This window comes from Bradyrhizobium sp. USDA3516 (assembly GCF_057651995.1).
Window position 1 is genome coordinate 98,457 of record NZ_JBYGYN010000008.1, and the last position, 14,752, is coordinate 113,208.

At 63.4% G+C, this 14,752-nt stretch carries 13 protein-coding genes and 1 pseudogene; 4 read left to right on the plus strand and 10 right to left on the minus strand.

Features of this window, described 5'->3' with window-relative positions; all coding sequences use genetic code 11:
• Entirely contained in the window at positions 1-459 is a 459-nt protein-coding gene (locus tag AC24YW_RS24155) for a YybH family protein (RefSeq protein ID WP_487485054.1), read from the minus strand.
• A 154-nt stretch (positions 460-613) separates the two neighbouring features.
• Between AC24YW_RS24155 and AC24YW_RS24160 the strand changes: the two genes are divergently transcribed.
• Positions 614-1,162 (plus strand): Spy/CpxP family protein refolding chaperone, encoded by a 549-nt coding sequence (locus AC24YW_RS24160; RefSeq protein WP_487485055.1) that lies wholly within the window; start codon positions 614-616, stop codon positions 1,160-1,162.
• Positions 1,163-1,255: 93 nt separating this feature from the next.
• On the opposite strand, the gene AC24YW_RS24165 is transcribed toward AC24YW_RS24160, so the two are convergent.
• The 3 genes and pseudogenes from AC24YW_RS24165 to AC24YW_RS24175 all read right to left on the minus strand — a co-directional run bounded on the left by AC24YW_RS24165 (position 1,256) and on the right by AC24YW_RS24175 (position 3,554).
• Complete coding sequence (locus AC24YW_RS24165; RefSeq protein WP_487485056.1) at positions 1,256-2,185, minus strand: aspartyl/asparaginyl beta-hydroxylase domain-containing protein; 930 nt, start codon at positions 2,183-2,185, stop codon at positions 1,256-1,258.
• A gap of 142 nt (positions 2,186-2,327) precedes the next feature.
• Entirely contained in the window at positions 2,328-2,483 is a 156-nt protein-coding gene (locus tag AC24YW_RS24170; RefSeq protein ID WP_007612486.1) for a hypothetical protein, read from the minus strand.
• A gap of 146 nt (positions 2,484-2,629) precedes the next feature.
• Positions 2,630-3,554 (minus strand): annotated as a pseudogene (locus tag AC24YW_RS24175) (LysR family transcriptional regulator).
• A 212-nt stretch (positions 3,555-3,766) separates the two neighbouring features.
• Between AC24YW_RS24175 and AC24YW_RS24180 the strand changes: the two are divergent.
• Positions 3,767-4,477 carry an SDR family NAD(P)-dependent oxidoreductase gene (locus AC24YW_RS24180; protein ID WP_487485057.1) on the plus strand — a complete coding sequence of 237 codons (711 nt, stop codon included), beginning with the start codon at positions 3,767-3,769 and terminating at the stop codon, positions 4,475-4,477.
• Between the two features lie 152 nt (positions 4,478-4,629).
• Here the strand turns inward: AC24YW_RS24180 and AC24YW_RS24185 are convergent, their stop codons facing one another.
• The 3 genes from AC24YW_RS24185 to AC24YW_RS24195 all read right to left on the minus strand — a co-directional run bounded on the left by AC24YW_RS24185 (position 4,630) and on the right by AC24YW_RS24195 (position 7,487).
• Positions 4,630-5,253, minus strand: a complete 624-nt coding sequence (locus tag AC24YW_RS24185) for a phasin family protein (RefSeq protein ID WP_487485058.1) — start codon at positions 5,251-5,253, stop codon at positions 4,630-4,632.
• Positions 5,222-5,884 carry a nucleotide-binding protein gene (locus tag AC24YW_RS24190; protein WP_487485059.1) on the minus strand — a complete coding sequence of 221 codons (663 nt, stop codon included), beginning with the start codon at positions 5,882-5,884 and terminating at the stop codon, positions 5,222-5,224. Before AC24YW_RS24190 ends, AC24YW_RS24185 begins: the two co-directional genes overlap by 32 nt.
• A 142-nt stretch (positions 5,885-6,026) precedes the next feature.
• A complete protein-coding gene (locus AC24YW_RS24195) occupies positions 6,027-7,487 on the minus strand; it encodes a flavin-containing monooxygenase (RefSeq protein WP_487485060.1) in 1,461 nt (486 codons plus the stop codon).
• A gap of 209 nt (positions 7,488-7,696) precedes the next feature.
• On the opposite strand from AC24YW_RS24195, the gene AC24YW_RS24200 reads away from it, so the two are divergent.
• Positions 7,697-8,569 (plus strand): hypothetical protein, encoded by an 873-nt coding sequence (locus tag AC24YW_RS24200; protein ID WP_487485061.1) that lies wholly within the window; start codon positions 7,697-7,699, stop codon positions 8,567-8,569.
• 98 nt (positions 8,570-8,667) lie between these two features.
• Here the strand turns inward: AC24YW_RS24200 and ahcY are convergent, their stop codons facing one another.
• The 3 genes from ahcY to AC24YW_RS24215 all read right to left on the minus strand — a co-directional run bounded on the left by ahcY (position 8,668) and on the right by AC24YW_RS24215 (position 12,824).
• On the minus strand, positions 8,668-10,089 hold the full coding sequence (gene ahcY / locus AC24YW_RS24205) for an adenosylhomocysteinase (RefSeq protein ID WP_487485062.1): 1,422 nt from the start codon (positions 10,087-10,089) through the stop codon (positions 8,668-8,670).
• A gap of 122 nt (positions 10,090-10,211) precedes the next feature.
• Positions 10,212-11,408, minus strand: coding sequence for a methionine adenosyltransferase (gene metK / locus AC24YW_RS24210; RefSeq protein WP_172785319.1), 1,197 nt, complete (start codon positions 11,406-11,408; stop codon positions 10,212-10,214).
• A gap of 60 nt (positions 11,409-11,468) precedes the next feature.
• Entirely contained in the window at positions 11,469-12,824 is a 1,356-nt protein-coding gene (locus AC24YW_RS24215) for a hypothetical protein (RefSeq protein WP_057028724.1), read from the minus strand.
• 162 nt (positions 12,825-12,986) lie between these two features.
• Between AC24YW_RS24215 and AC24YW_RS24220 the strand changes: the two genes are divergently transcribed.
• Positions 12,987-14,705: a caspase family protein gene (locus tag AC24YW_RS24220; RefSeq protein ID WP_487485063.1), complete on the plus strand. Its 1,719-nt coding sequence runs from the start codon at positions 12,987-12,989 to the stop codon at positions 14,703-14,705.
• Positions 14,706-14,752: the final 47 nt, after the last annotated feature.

Below are 14,752 nucleotides of genomic sequence, written 5' to 3' on the forward strand. Positions count from 1 at the left end.
CTACCACGCCTTCACCGGCCGATCGGCATGGCTCGCCTGCGGCACACCGCGATTGAGCGACATGTGCGAATGCACGCACAGCCAGCCATCGCCGTTCCTCGAAAACACCATCGTCGCCCGGCCAGGGCGCGCGAACGAGCTGCCATCGGGATGATAGCCCGTGCTGGTCCACGGCGCGATCACGGTTGCCATCGTGCCGTCTGATGATGCCAGAACGGACGTCTGCTCGAGGACGAAACGGAAGTCGGTCGTCCTCGGCCAGACATTGTCCCATTGCGTCTTGACCCATCGATCGAGGCCGGGGATGACGTCGTTATGGGTGCCGAAAGCGAGCACGTCCGGATGGAAGAGCGGCCGCGCCGAGGCGTAATCAACCTCGCGGACGTAACCTGCGAATGTGTCCAGCCATCGGCGGAAGAACTGCGTGATCTCAGCATTCGCGGTCGGCAAAGAGGCCATCACCTGCTCCACATTCGGCAACTCAATCGGCGATCTTTGTTGCCATGGGCCGGACCATCCAGCAAGATTTGCGCGCCGCGATCACTCGATCGCGACAGGGTCACGTCACAGCCGGGGTTCGATGCTTCGACATCGGCCCTATGGAGCCAGATTGATGAACCGCCTGCTTCTGCTCGCAGCCTCCCTCGTCCTCACCAGCAGCGCGGCCGGCGCGCAGTCCAGTCAACCTTATGCCGGCCTCGAGAAGCGCCCCATCAAGGCGCTGTCGCAGCAACAGATTGACGATCTCCGCGCCGGACGCGGGATGGGCCTGGCTCTTGCTGCGGAGCTCAATGGATATCCCGGTCCGAGCCACGTACTCGAGCTCAGTGATCGTCTCGGCCTGACCGCCGATCAGCGCGCCGAGGTTCAACGGCTGTTCGATGCAATGAAACAGGAAGCGGTTCCGCTGGGTAACAAGCTCGTCGAGCAAGAGAGAGCGCTGGAAGACCTTTTCTCGTCCCGTGCGGTCACATCGGAAGCGCTCAAGACCAGCATTGGGGCCATTACCGAAACTCAGGGGCAACTCCGCGAGAGCCACCTCAAGTATCATCTGTCGACCGCTGCCTTGCTCGATCAGAGCCAGATGCAGCGATATGCAGAGTTGCGGGGCTATCAGCGTCCCGACGGCTCCGCAGGGCACAAGCACAAGCACCATCACTAGACAATGCCGACCGAGATCAGACGATCGCGCAAGGGCGGATCGAGATGAGGCCACGGCGGACCAGGCTTCGCTGATCCGCCTCGCGTATTTGCCTCAATTTAGTGCCGAATACACGATCAGGCCGAGGATCAGCGCCGTCAGCGAATATTTGAGCGTGTAATAGACATTGCGGTTCCACTCCTTGACCTTGCGGCTGGCGAGGTGGATCTCGTAGAGCTTGCCGAACACCTTGTTGAGCACGCCGACGTGCTCACCATCGACATTCTGGGTCGCCGACGCCTTGACGATGTGATGGCTGACCCAGCGGTTGATCGCGGTCATGAAGCCGTACTTCATCGGGCGCTCGACGTCGCAGAACAGGATGATGCGGTTGACGTCGGTCGCATTCTCGGCGCTATGGATGAAGGTCTCGTCGAACATGAAGGCTTCGCCATCGCGCCAGACGCATTCGACGCCGTCGACGAGGATCCGGCACTTGTTCGAGTTCGGCGTGACCAGGCCGAGGTGATAGCGCAGCGAACCCGCGAAGGGATCACGGTGCGCGCCGAGCTTGCCGCCGGGCGGCAGCATCGCGAACATCGCGCCATGCACGCTCGGGATCGACTTGAGCAGCTCCACCGTCTTCGGGCACAGCGTGTTCGCCGACGGCAGGAAGTCGTCGTACCACTTGAGGTAAAACCGCTTCCAGCCACTCTTGAAGAACGAGTAGAAGCCCCAGTCGTTGTTCTTCGCCGCCGCGCGGATGAAACCTTCATCGAACAGGCGCACGGCCTCGTCGCGGATGGTCTCCCAGTTCTCGCTGAGGGGCTTCAGCTCCGGAAACTGATCGACCGAGATCACCGGCTTGTTCGGCACCGCCGAGCCCGCATACATCAGCACGTTGTAAGGTGCGAGATAGGTCGAGTGATCGCCGAGTTGGCGCGCGAAGCGCAGCCGCTGCTTGCCGCGGAAGTGAACGTAAAGCGTCGAGGCCGCCAGCACATACAAAATGACGAGCTGCGGCGCAAAAAGCTGTTTCAACATTTCCCCAATCCCAGGTGACCCAGCCGGGGTGTCGTGTAGCCCGACCCGGCCCGAGCGGCAAGATATTCGCCAGTGGGTTGCAATCACGCCGCGGAGAGCAAGGGGATGGACTGGGCTCAAACCGGCCGAAAACCGAGCCGAATCAGGCCCTCGACAGCGCCTGCAGGCCCTTGAAGGTCAGGCGCTTGGGGTCGGTGACGCCGGCAAGGTAAAGCCGGCGGATGAAGGCGATGACGGCGTCGCGGTCGCAATCGGTCAGCGCGACGACGGCGTCGACCGCTATTCTCTGGGCTTCCATTGGGCTCACCTCGGCCTTGCGAGTAACCCCGGCCGAGACAGGCTAGGACTCATCCGTTAAATCGGCGTTAACCGTTCCGGAACCATCGCCGATTCAGCCGCCCCGCCGTATACGCGAAACCGCGCATTGCTGAGGCATGAAGCGGCTCAGCGCGCCTTGATGCTCTGCTTCAGCAGCGCAAACTGCTTCTTCAGCCGGGGCACGGCGAAGTCGGTGAAGGCGCGCACCTTGGGCACCGAAAGCCGGCCCTGCGGGCAGATCAGATGCGCCGGCATCTCCGGATCCTCGTCGTCCGCCAGCACGATCTCGAGCTCGCGGCGCGCGACCTGCTCGGCCACTTGGTACGAATACATCCGCGCCACGCCGCGCCCGGCCACAGTGGAGGCCACTGCCGCATAGGTGCTGTTGACGACGAGCCGCGGGGTGAACTGCACGGTGCGCGGTGCCGATGAGCCCCGCTGCGGCGCAAAGGTCCAGGAATTTGGCAGATGCGCCATCGCGACGATCTGGTGTTTGGCGAGATCGCCCGGCTCGGTGATGCGCGGATGCTGTTTCAGGTAGCGGGGAGCTGCCACCACGACGCGGCTGATCCCGCCGACCCGCATCGCCACCATCGCCGAATCCGCCAACGGACCCGATGCGAAGCGCGATATCGACGCCTTCCTCGATCAGATTGACGGCACGGTCGAACAGCAGGAGTTTTGCCGACACGGTCGGATAGGCGTCGAGAAACGCGTCGAGGATCGGCCGCAGTACCATCTCGCCCGAGACCACCGGAGCGGTGATCGTGAGCAGACCACGCGGAGCCGTGCGCGGTCCGGCCGCGATGTCCTCGGCCTCCTCCAGATCGGTGAGCACGCGGCGGCAGATCGCGACATAACGCTCGCCTTCCTCGCTCAGCTTGATCGAGCGTGTCGTCCGGTGCAGCAGCTCGGCGCCGACCCGCTGCTCCAGAAAGGCGACGGCGCGGCTCACCGCCGCCGGCGAGCGGCCGAGCTTGCGTCCTGCGGCAGCCAAACTGCCCTCGTCCACCGCAAGGACAAACACCTTCATCGCGTCCAGACGATCCATGCGCTCGCCGCACCCCCCCTGAGATTTCGGCTGAAAGCTAGGCGTTTGCGCCGGCTGCGACAACCTCCGCAAGATCGATCCGGCATTCGTTCGCGCCGCGAAAGAGTGTCTGCCGGGCAGCGGATATTCGCAAGCAAGCCGCCGCAGCGTACCTCAACGCCCAAGCCAGCCGCCGCTGGCGCAGGTTTTCAAGCCGACAACAGGAGCGCGTCATGGGTATCGAGCAGAAGGTCGCCATCATCACCGGTGCATCGCAGGGTATCGGCGCCGCCCTGGTCCAGGGTTTTCGCGATCGCAACTATCGCGTCGTCGCAACTGCGCGCTCCATCAAGCCGTCGGGTGACGACGACGTCCTCGCCGTTGCAGGCGACATCGCCGACCGGTCCACCGCAGAGCGCGTGGTGTCGCAAGCAATCGCCCGCTTCGGCCGGATCGACACGCTGGTCAACAACGCGGGCATCTTCGTCGCAAAACCGTTCACGCAGTACACGGCCAAGGACTATGCCGCAGTGATGGGCACTAATGTCGCGGGCTTCTTCAACATCACGCAGCTCGCCATCGCCAAAATGGAGAAGCAGAGGTCTGGCCACGTCGTCCAGATCACGACGACGCTGGTCGATCAGGCCAATTCGAATGTGCCCTCGGTGCTGGCCTCGCTGAGCAAGGGCGGGCTGAACGCCGCGACCAAGTCGCTCGCGATCGAATACGCCAGGCGCGGCATCCGCGTGAATGCGGTGTCGCCCGGCATCATCAAGTCGCCGATGCATCCGGTCGCGACGCACGCGCAGCTCGACGCGCTGCACCCGGTCGGCCACATGGGCGAGATGTCCGACGTCGTCGACGCCGTGCTCTATCTCGAAGGTGCCTCCTTCGTCACCGGCGAGATCCTGCATGTCGACGGCGGCCAGAGCGCCGGCCACTGAGCGGAGGAGAACGACAATGCCCATCGTCACCATTCAAGTGACCCGCGAGGGAACGGCGCCGGGGGCGACGTCGCTCCCCGATCGAGGCCGCGGCCCTGCTGTTGCCGACCGTCAGCGCGGATCCTGAGCGCGATGATGGCAGGCGAGCCGCATCAACTGGCAGTGGGCTTCATCATGCTTTGAGCAAGCGACCTCAGCAACTCGGTTTGCTTCAGGACCAACTCGCATTGCTTTCGCGCATGCGTGCCCGACAGCTCAACCAACTCCGCCAGCGTTTTGGCACGCCCTAGCTCCCGCGCATATTCCAAGGTCGCGCCCGCATTGACCTTCATCAGTTCGAGCACGACGGTGCGACATTCGGCTGCCGTTCCAATCGCGTCGATGAGATCGGTCTCCGTGACGACGGTTTCATTGGCCTCTGATGTCACACTGGCCAGCCGTGACTTTGCGAGATCGTTGGCGTAGTTGAGCGCAGCGCTGATGCCGTCCAATGCGCGGGCTTGATACTCCTTGGCCATGTCCGCGATGAGATCGGTGCTGCTCGGAGGTTCAGGTCCTGCAACGATGACGCTGGCGGCTTCTCGTGCCGGAACAGTCATCGGAGCAGGCGCTTCTTGCGCGATCTGCGTCGCATCTTGGGGGAAGACGGCGACTGAGCCCGGCGGCATGGCCAAGCCCTCGTCGACCGCACGGCTCACTTCCGCCGCCAGTTCCAGCAGCGAGCGACGCCCGGTGCGGGCAATGTCAGCAGGCAGCTTTGAGCGCGCCTTTCCCATAGTCATCCGACTCCTCGGCCAAGTGCGCCGCGATCCAGCCCCACAGACTTGCAATTTCGTCCGAAGCTTTGCCCGCCGGTGCGAACTCCGTCACGCCTGACCCTGCTCCGAGTGCATCCTGGTGATCGTTACGCTGCGCAATAAATGGGAGTGCAAGCACGCCGAGCGAGCTTAGCGATGTGGCAGCTTCGCTCAGCCGGCACCCCCGCGTCGGTGTCTGATTGAGGATGAAGGCAAATCGCCGGTTGAGCCTGCGAATGGCGATCAGTGTGGGAATTGCGGCTTCGATATCGGCCGGGCTCGGGCGCGCCGGGATGAGACATAGATCGGCGCAGGCGATGACGCGCATTGCCAGGCTGTTGGTCGTGGCAGCTGTGTCGATGATGGCGAGCCAGACGCCTTCGGCCTTCAGGCGCGCGATCAACGGTTCGATCTCGGCAGGATCGGTAACGCGCTCGACGCGGGGATAGGGATGATCGCGGCGCTCTTTCCATTTCGAGATCGTACCTTGCGCGTCCGCCTCAATAAGAGCGACGCGCTCAGCGCGTTGCATTGCTGCCACCGCCAGTCCAACGGACAGCGTACTCTTGCCGCTTCCGCCTTTTTGCGTGACCAGGGCAAGGACGTGCATGTCCCGCGCTCCCCTCAAGACGGCAACGACGCGGAACTCAGACGTTGTCGGAAATAAACTTCTTGCAGCGCAAAAATACTACCGCAAGTCGCGATTCGTCTCAAGCGAACGCGCAGCTATCCCGGTATCCTACGTAGCAAGATCAGGAATACTGCATCACGCCGTCGTCGATCCGACCGAAGCGCAACGAGACGATGTCGAGCGCGTAGTTCTGGTGGAGCCGCCACGGCCGTTTCGAGCCCTGCTTCGGCATTTTGGCGATCGAGCGCTGCACGTAGCCCGAGGTAAAATCGAGCGAAGGCTGCGCGGTGATGGTGGGATCGTCATTGTGCGGCATGCACTGGCGGAAATTGTGCCGATCCATGTAATTGATGATGCGACAGACATATTCGCAGGTGAGGTCGCATTTCAGCGTCCAGGACGCGTTGGTGTAGCCGAAGGCCGAGGCCATGTTCGGCACGTCGGCATACATCATGCCCTTGTAGGTCAGCGTGGTGGCGAAATCGACGGAGCGGCCGTCGACGCTGACCTCGAGGCCGCCGACGACCTGGAGCACCAGCCCGGTCGCCGTCACGATGATGTCGGCGGCCAGCTCGCGGCCATCCTTCAGGCGGATGCCGTCACGCGTGAAGGTGTCGATCTCGCTGGTGACGACGCTGGCGCGCTGCTCGCGGATCGCCTTGAAGAGGTCGCCGTCGGGCACGAGGCACAGCCGCTGGTCCCAGGGATTGTAGCGCGGCGTGAAGTGGGTCGCGACGTCGTAGTCCGGGCCTAGCGCGATTCTCACGCCCTTGAGGATGAGATCCTTCACCTTCGCCGGCCTGCGCCGGCTGAGCTGGAAGAAGAACATCCCCCACATCACGTTGCGCCAGCGGATCAGGTGATAGGCGAACCGCGCCGGCAGATTGCGGCGCAGCTTGTTGGCGAGGGGATCCTGCGCCGGCCGCGACACCACATAGGTCGGCGAGCGCTGCAGCATGGTGACCTGCGCCGCCTTCTTGGCGAGCTCCGGCACCAGCGTCACCGCAGTCGCGCCCGAGCCGATCACGACGACACGCTTGCCCGCGTAGTCGATGTCCTCGGTCCACTTCTGCGGATGCACGATGCGGCCGGCGAAATCCGCCACGCCCTTGAACTCCGGCGTATAGCCCGCTTCGTATTTGTAATAGCCCGTGCACATGAATAGGAAATTGCAGGTGAAGCGCACGAGCTCGGCCGCCCCCTCGCCAGAGCTGCGCTCGGCTTCCACCGTCCAGCGCGCGTCCGGCGTCGACCACGCCGCACGCTTGACACGATGATGATAGCGGATGTGATTGTCGATGCCGTTCTCGCTAGCAGTCTCGCGCACGTAGTTCAGGATCTGCGGCCCGTCGGCGATCGCCTTCGGATCGGTCCACGGCTTGAACGAATAGCCGAGGGTGAACATGTCGCTGTCGGAGCGGATGCCGGGATAGCGAAACAGGTCCCAGGTGCCGCCGATGCAGTCGCGCCCCTCCAGGATGACGTAGCTCTTGGCCGGACACTTGGTCTGCAGATGATAGCCGGCGCCGATGCCTGATAGCCCGGCACCGACGATGAGGACGTCGAAATGTTGTTGTTGCATGGCTTCCTCCGCCGGGGCGGATTGTCGGCCCGCTAGCCGCGCCCGTCAATCCATGAGGAGTTGCCCGCTCCGTTGAGTGCAGCGCGGCAAACATCCTGGAAGTGCCGATCACCGCGACGACAGAGACTACAATTGCATCAAAGCGATCCATCTACTATAACGGGAGCTATTTGAGGCTGCTGTTTCAATTCATTTAGATTGAGGTTGTCATGACAGATTCCACCGCGGATGGCACGTCCGACAACGGCAACGTTAAGGCCGAGTTGATCACGCCTCCCGCCATCCTCACGGTCAACCTGATGGGTGCGCTCTACCTGATCATAACCGTCCTGTTTTTCTATCTGCTCGTTGCGACATGGCCTGTCCTTGAATCCGACGGCCGCTCATTCAAGAGCTTCCACATCTTCCTCTCGCGCCATTCCTGGGAGCCCGACAAACAGATGTTGTTCACCGTGATGGTCGCCGGGGCACTTGGCAGCCTCACGCACACGATGACGTCGTTCGGAGACTACGTGGGTAACCGCAAGCTCAGCACGAATTGGCTGTGGTTCATGATCTTGCGCGTGCCGATCGGCATGACGCTCGCCGTGCTGTTCTACTTCATCGTCCGAGGCGGTCTTCTTCTTCCGACTCTTTCAACCCCGGCCGCGGGCGGGCCTGTGCCGACCAATTCTACTCTGCAATTGAATCCCTACGGTATGGCCGCTTTCGCAGCATTGGCGGGCATGTTCTCCAAACAGGCAACGGACAAGCTTGCCGCAGTGTTCGACGCAGTCTTCGCGATGAAGAAACCGGTCGAGCGCGACAACCCTCTCAACGCGAGCAACGCCGAGCTCAGAGTTGCCCCGGCCAAGCTGACCCAGGGAAAACTGGAGGAGTTGACTGTCACCGGGAGCGGCTTCCAGACGGACACCAAGGCGACGGTCAACGGAAAGGACAGAGCTTTCAAGAAATCCAGCGCGACAGAGGGCACGATCGCCCTGCTCGAAGAAGATGTACGTAACGTCGGCGAACTCTCCATCGTTGTCGTCAATCCCAACAAGGACGTGTTCAGGACAACGATCAAGGTGGTCGCGGCGTAGTCTCGCCGAGGGAGGCAGCTTCGCGCATGCTGACCGTCAGGAAGCAAAGAAGCCCCGGATTGCTCCGGGGCTTCTTCAGTTCTGGCAGACGCCGCGTCTCAGTACCGGTAGTGATCGCTCTTGTACGGGCCTTCCTGCTTCACGCCGATATAATCGGCCTGATCCTTGCGCAGCTCGGTGAGCTTGACGCCGATCTTGGCGAGGTGCAGGCGGGCGACCTTCTCGTCGAGGGTCTTCGGCAGCACGTAGACTTCCTTCTTGTACTTGCCGTCCTGGTTGTTGGCGAACAGCTCGATCTGGGCCAGCGTCTGGTTGGTGAAGGACGCCGACATCACGAAGGACGGATGGCCCATCGCATTGCCGAGGTTCACGAGGCGCCCCTCCGACAGCATGATGATGCGGTGCTTGTCCGGGAATTCGATCTCGTCGACCTGTGGCTTGATGTTGGTCCACTTCAGATTGCGCAGAGACGCGATCTGGATCTCGTTGTCGAAGTGACCGATGTTGCAGACGATGGCGCGATCCTTCATCGCGCGCATGTGCTCGATCGTGATGATGTCCTTGTTGCCGGTGGCGGTGACGAAGATGTCGGCGCGGGGCGCGGCGTCTTCCATGGTCACGACCTCGTAGCCTTCCATCGCGGCCTGCAGCGCGCAGATCGGATCGATTTCCGAGACCATGACGCGGCAGCCGGCCTGGCGCAGCGAGGCGGCCGACCCCTTGCCGACGTCGCCGAAGCCGGCGACCATCGCGACTTTGCCCGACAGCATCACGTCGGTGCCGCGGCGGATGCCGTCGACCAGCGATTCACGGCAGCCATAGAGGTTGTCGAACTTCGACTTGGTGACGCTGTCGTTGACGTTGATGGCCGGCCACAGCAGCGTGCCTGCCTTCTGCATGTCATAGAGACGATGCACGCCCGTCGTGGTCTCCTCAGAGACGCCCTTGATGCTCTTGGCGATGGCGGCGAAATAGCCCTTCGGCTTTTCCTTGAGCTGCTTCTTCAGAAGCGCGAAGAAGACTTCCTCTTCTTCGGAGCCGGGCTTCTCCAGGAAGGCGGCATCTCCGTTCTCGGCGCGCAGGCCAAGATGGACGTACATGGTGGCATCGCCACCGTCGTCGAGGATCATATTGGGGTGACCGCCGCCGTGCCAGTCGAACAGCTTTGCGGTGTAGTCCCAGTAGTCCTTCAGCGTCTCGCCCTTGACGGCGAAAACGGGAATCCCGGCAGCCGCGATCGCAGCCGCGGCGTGGTCCTGCGTCGAATAGATGTTGCACGAGACCCAGCGGATGTCGGCACCGAGTGCCGCCAGCGTCTCGATTAGCACCGCGGTCTGGATCGTCATGTGCAGCGAGCCGGCGATGCGCGCGCCCTTCAGCGGCTGCTTCGGGCCGTACTCTTCGCGGGTGGCCATCAGGCCGGGCATCTCGGTCTCGGCCAGCGAGATCTCCTTGCGGCCGAAATCGGCGAGCGAAATGTCCTTGACGATGTAATCGGTGAAGCCGGGCTTCGCGTTCATGAGAGGTTCCTGTTTGTTTGGCTCGTCATTCCGGGGCGCTCGTCGAACGAGCGAACCCGGAATCCGGAAAGTTCGAGATTCCGGGTTCGCGCTGTCACGGCGCCCGGAACGACGCGAGTGAATCAGAGCGCGCGCTTGAGCTGCTCGACGAGATCGGTCTTCTCCCAGGAGAAGCCGCCCTCGTTGTCGGGCGTGCGGCCGAAATGGCCGTAGGCCGAGGTGCGCGCGTAGATCGGCCGGTTGAGATCGAGATGGGTCCGGATGCCGCGGGGGGTGAGGTCCATCGCCTTGGCCGCGGCCTTCTCGAGCTGGTCTTCCGACACCTTACCGGTGCCGTGGGTGTCGATGTAGATCGACAGCGGACGCGCCACGCCGATGGCATAGGCTAGCTGCAGCGTGCAGCGGTCGGCAAGGCCGGCGGCGACGATGTTCTTGGCGACATAACGTGCCGCATAGGCCGCGGAGCGGTCGACCTTGGTCGGATCCTTGCCGGAGAACGCGCCGCCGCCATGCGGGGCCGCCCCGCCGTAGGTGTCGACGATGATCTTGCGGCCGGTCAGGCCGGAATCGCCGTCGGGACCGCCGATGTAGAACTTGCCGGTCGGGTTGATGTGCCAGATCGTCTTCGGGGTGATCCAGTCCTTGGGCAGCGCCTCGCGCACATAGGGCTCGACGATCTCGCGAACCTGGTTCGAGGTGAGGTCGGGAACCAGATGCTGGTGCGAGACCACGATCTCGCGCACGCCGACGGGCTTGCCGTTCTCGTACTGCACGGTGACCTGGCTCTTGGAATCCGGGCCCAGCACCTTCTCCTTGCCGGAGTGACGGGCTTCCGAGATCAGGCGCAGGATCTTGTGGGCGTAGAAGATCGGCGCCGGCATCAGATCGGGCGTCTCGTTGGTGGCGTAGCCGAACATGATGCCCTGGTCGCCCGCGCCTTCTTCCTTGACCTCGCCCGGCTGCAGCGCATCGACGCCCTGGGCGATGTCGGCCGACTGCGGATGCAGGAGGATCTCGATGTCGCAGGTCTTCCAGTGGAAGCCTTCCTGCTCGTAGCCGATGTCCTTGATCGCGCCGCGCACGACGCTCTCGATCTGCTCGTTGGTCACCGACTTCGGGCCGCGGGTCTCGCCGGCGATCACCACCTTGTTGGTGGTCGCGAGCGTCTCGCAGGCGGCGCGGATCTGCCAGGGGTCGATGCCCGCCTTCGGCCCTTCACGATAGAACAGGTCGACGATCTCATCGGAGATCCGGTCACAGACCTTGTCCGGATGGCCCTCGGACACGGACTCGCTGGTGAAGAGATAGGACGCGCGCATCAGTAACCCCTTGTTCCGCCGCTAGCCGGCGGGCGTTTGCGATGTTTACATTTGATGATGTCAATCACGCCGGCGCGAGATGACGTAGGATTCGTCGAGAAACCAGAGCCCATTGTACTTTCGCAGCACGTCCCTGGCGGCATCCAGAGTGCGGCCGTTTTGAGTCATTTCCGTCAATCGGTCGTCCTCAATCTGAGCGACATACACCGCCGCATTCCACGCTGCAAAGGCCGTCGACGTCCCGATGGTGCCGGTGACCTCGTTGGGCAGCGCTTCCATATCATACCTGAAGATCGAACGGTTATCCGCGTATGCATTAAAATTTAAGTCGCGGCCCACCGATCCAAGTTCATACTTAACTGCACGCAGTAGCTCATGACGGCTGACTGAGAAAGGATTTTCTCCCGGCCAGATCGCCTGGATCATTTCCATGCCCGGATCCTGCCCATGGGAGTGGATTCCGATCAGCCTGCCGCCCGGCCGAAGCGCCCGCGCCAGAGGTGCAATGATCCGCTTGGCCCGGAAATTGACCGATGACAGGGCCCGGTAGGGCTGGGATGCGATGACGAGGTCGAAATTGGCCTCAGTCTGGCCAGGCCGCGGAATGGTCGAATCGAGCAGGAACCTGTGGTCCTCACGATAAAGCACGAGGACCACCGGCCGCTCGTAGAGCGGCATGGCCGTGCGTGGGCTGATCGCAGCGCGCCAGTTCTGCTCCAGAAAAGGCCTCAGCTCCGCGATCTGCTGCTCGAACTCGCCCGACGAAGCGCCGCGGAGCGGCACCTCATGCCAGACGGTTGCCGCCGCGGCGGCAGGCGAAGCCGGCGTCAGCCAAGGCGCCTCCGCGTAGAACATGTTGGTGAACACGAACACCGACGCCGGGTGCTCGAAAATGCGGTCCGGCACCTTCTCCAGCGTCAGGCGCAAATCCTCCAGGCTGAGCTCCTTGCCCGCGACGTAGAACGGCATGTGCGGGAAGCGCTGGTGCGTGGCGCGCAGCACCCGCGCCAGCACCGTGCCGTCGCCGACGCCGGCGTCGAACAGGCGCAGCGCCGGCGGACGCGGATGGATGGAGGCGAGCTCCAGTGCGACGCGGTCCGCGATCACCCGCTTTTCGCTGCAGGTGTGGACGAATAGCAGGTATTTCTGGCGGTTCTCGAAGAAGCGGAAATTACCGCGCGGATCGCGCTTCTCGGGGGGCACCTGAAGTCCCCGCGGCGGCGGCACGCCGCCGGCCATCGACGCCGCCATATAGGCTTGGATCCGCTCCAGCGTGTCGATGGTAATGCGCTTTCCCTCGCGCAGGCGATGCACCAGCTTCCCATCGTTCACCGCGCGCCGGCCGAACGTCGATTCCGCCATGTCCGCCTTGCGGCAGAAGTCGGTGATCTGGCTCAGGATTTCGTCGTTCTTCATGCGTGGGAAATCGGTGGGCAGGAGAGTTGGGACCTGCGTCATAGCAAATTCTGCCCACTCAGGGAATAGCGGTAGGTGGCTTGTGTGCGTCCGGAGAGAGCTGAACCCCTGCGGCTGGCCGGGCAACAAACAAGCGCCCCTCCTCTCGCCTGAGACACCACCATGCGCCGCCTGCTCGTCACGCTCTGCCTGCTCATGTTCGCGCACTGGTCGGCGCCGGCGGCGGCGCAGCCGCGCAACCAGCTCGGCCCCCTCTGCACCAGCGAGACCACGCCCGCAGACAAGATGGTCGACGCCTGCACCAAGATCATCGCGCTGAAGGGCTTCAAGGGCGAGCAACTCGCCACCGTGTATTTCTGGCGGGCGGTTGGTTGGAACAAGAAAGGCGATTACGCCAAGGTCATCGCCGATGCGACGGAAGCGATCCGGCTGCAGCCGAGCCAGGCGGTCTATAACCTCAGGGGCTCGGCCTATTACGACAAGGGAGAGTACGACATCGCGATCGCCGATTTCGACGATGCGCTGAAGCTCGGCCCGCCCAGCGGCACCATCTTCCACAATCGGGGCAACGCCCGGCGCGGCAAGCACGATTATGCGAAGGCGATTGCCGACTACGACATGGCGATCAAGGCCGATCCGAAATCGGCGTTCTCGTTCCAGAACCGCGGAATCTCCAAGGAAGCGCTCGGAGATCTCGACGGCGCGCTCGCCGACATCAACCAGGCGATCCGGCTCGATCCCTCGCTGCCGCAGCCGCTCATCAATCGCACCGCGATCTGGCGCGCCAGGGGCGATCTCGATCGCGCCATCGCCGACGGCAGTGAGGCAATCCGGCTCACCAAGGAGAAGCCGCCGGTCAACATCATGACGCCGCCCAACAGCGTGCTGATCTCCGGCTACACGCATCGCGCGCTGGCCTATGAAGCCAAGGGCGACTACGCCCGCGCCGGCGAGGACTACAAGGCGACGCTGGCGATCGTGGCGTCAGACGCCGGCAGCAAGGCCAACCAGGCCACAGCACGCGTGCGCCTGTCGCTGCTGACGGACGCGGCTACGCCGATCCCGCGCGATGCGCCCTCACCGACGGCCCAGCCTGCCTCCGCCCCCGCTCCACAGCAGACCGGCGCGGCGCCGACACCATCGCCGGCCCCGGTCGGCCGCGGCACGCGCATGGCGCTGGTGATCGGCAACGGCGCCTATACCCACGTCAAGGCGCTGCCCAACCCACCCAACGATGCGCGCGCCGTCGCCAAGAGCCTGCGCGACATCGGCTTCAGCGTGTCGGAGGGCGTCGATCTCGATCGCGCCGCGATGCAGAAGATGACACGCGACTTTCTGCGCGCGGCCGCACGGGCGCAGGTGGCATTGGTCTATTATGCGGGCCACGGCGTGCAGGTGGACGGCCGCAACTATCTCATTCCGGTCGACGTTGCGCTCAAACCGGGCGCGAGCCTGACGGAGGCGATGATCGACATGGACACGATCATGGCCGGCCTCGACGACCAGGTCCGCACCAACATCCTGATCTTCGATGCCTGCCGCAATAATCCGATGGCGCAGCAGGTCGCATCTGCCGGAAACAGTCGCGCCATCGAGAGCGCGTCGGGCCTCGCCGCGCCGACGAGTCTCGGCACCGGTGCAACACTCGGGGCCGGCACGCTGATCGCATTCGCGACGGCGCCGGGCCAGGTGGCGCTCGACGGCGAAGGCGCCAACTCCCCGTTCTCCGCCGCCCTGTCCCGTCATATCGGCACGCCCGGGCTGGAGGTACAGCAGATGCTCACGCGGGTACGGGCCGAGGTCGTCTCGACCACCAAGAATAAGCAGGTGCCGTGGTCGAACTCGTCGCTGCTGGGTGAGGTCTATCTGGCGGAGAAGTGACGACGCGCTTGCGCGTCGTCATCCCGGGATGGCGCGCAGGCGCCAGA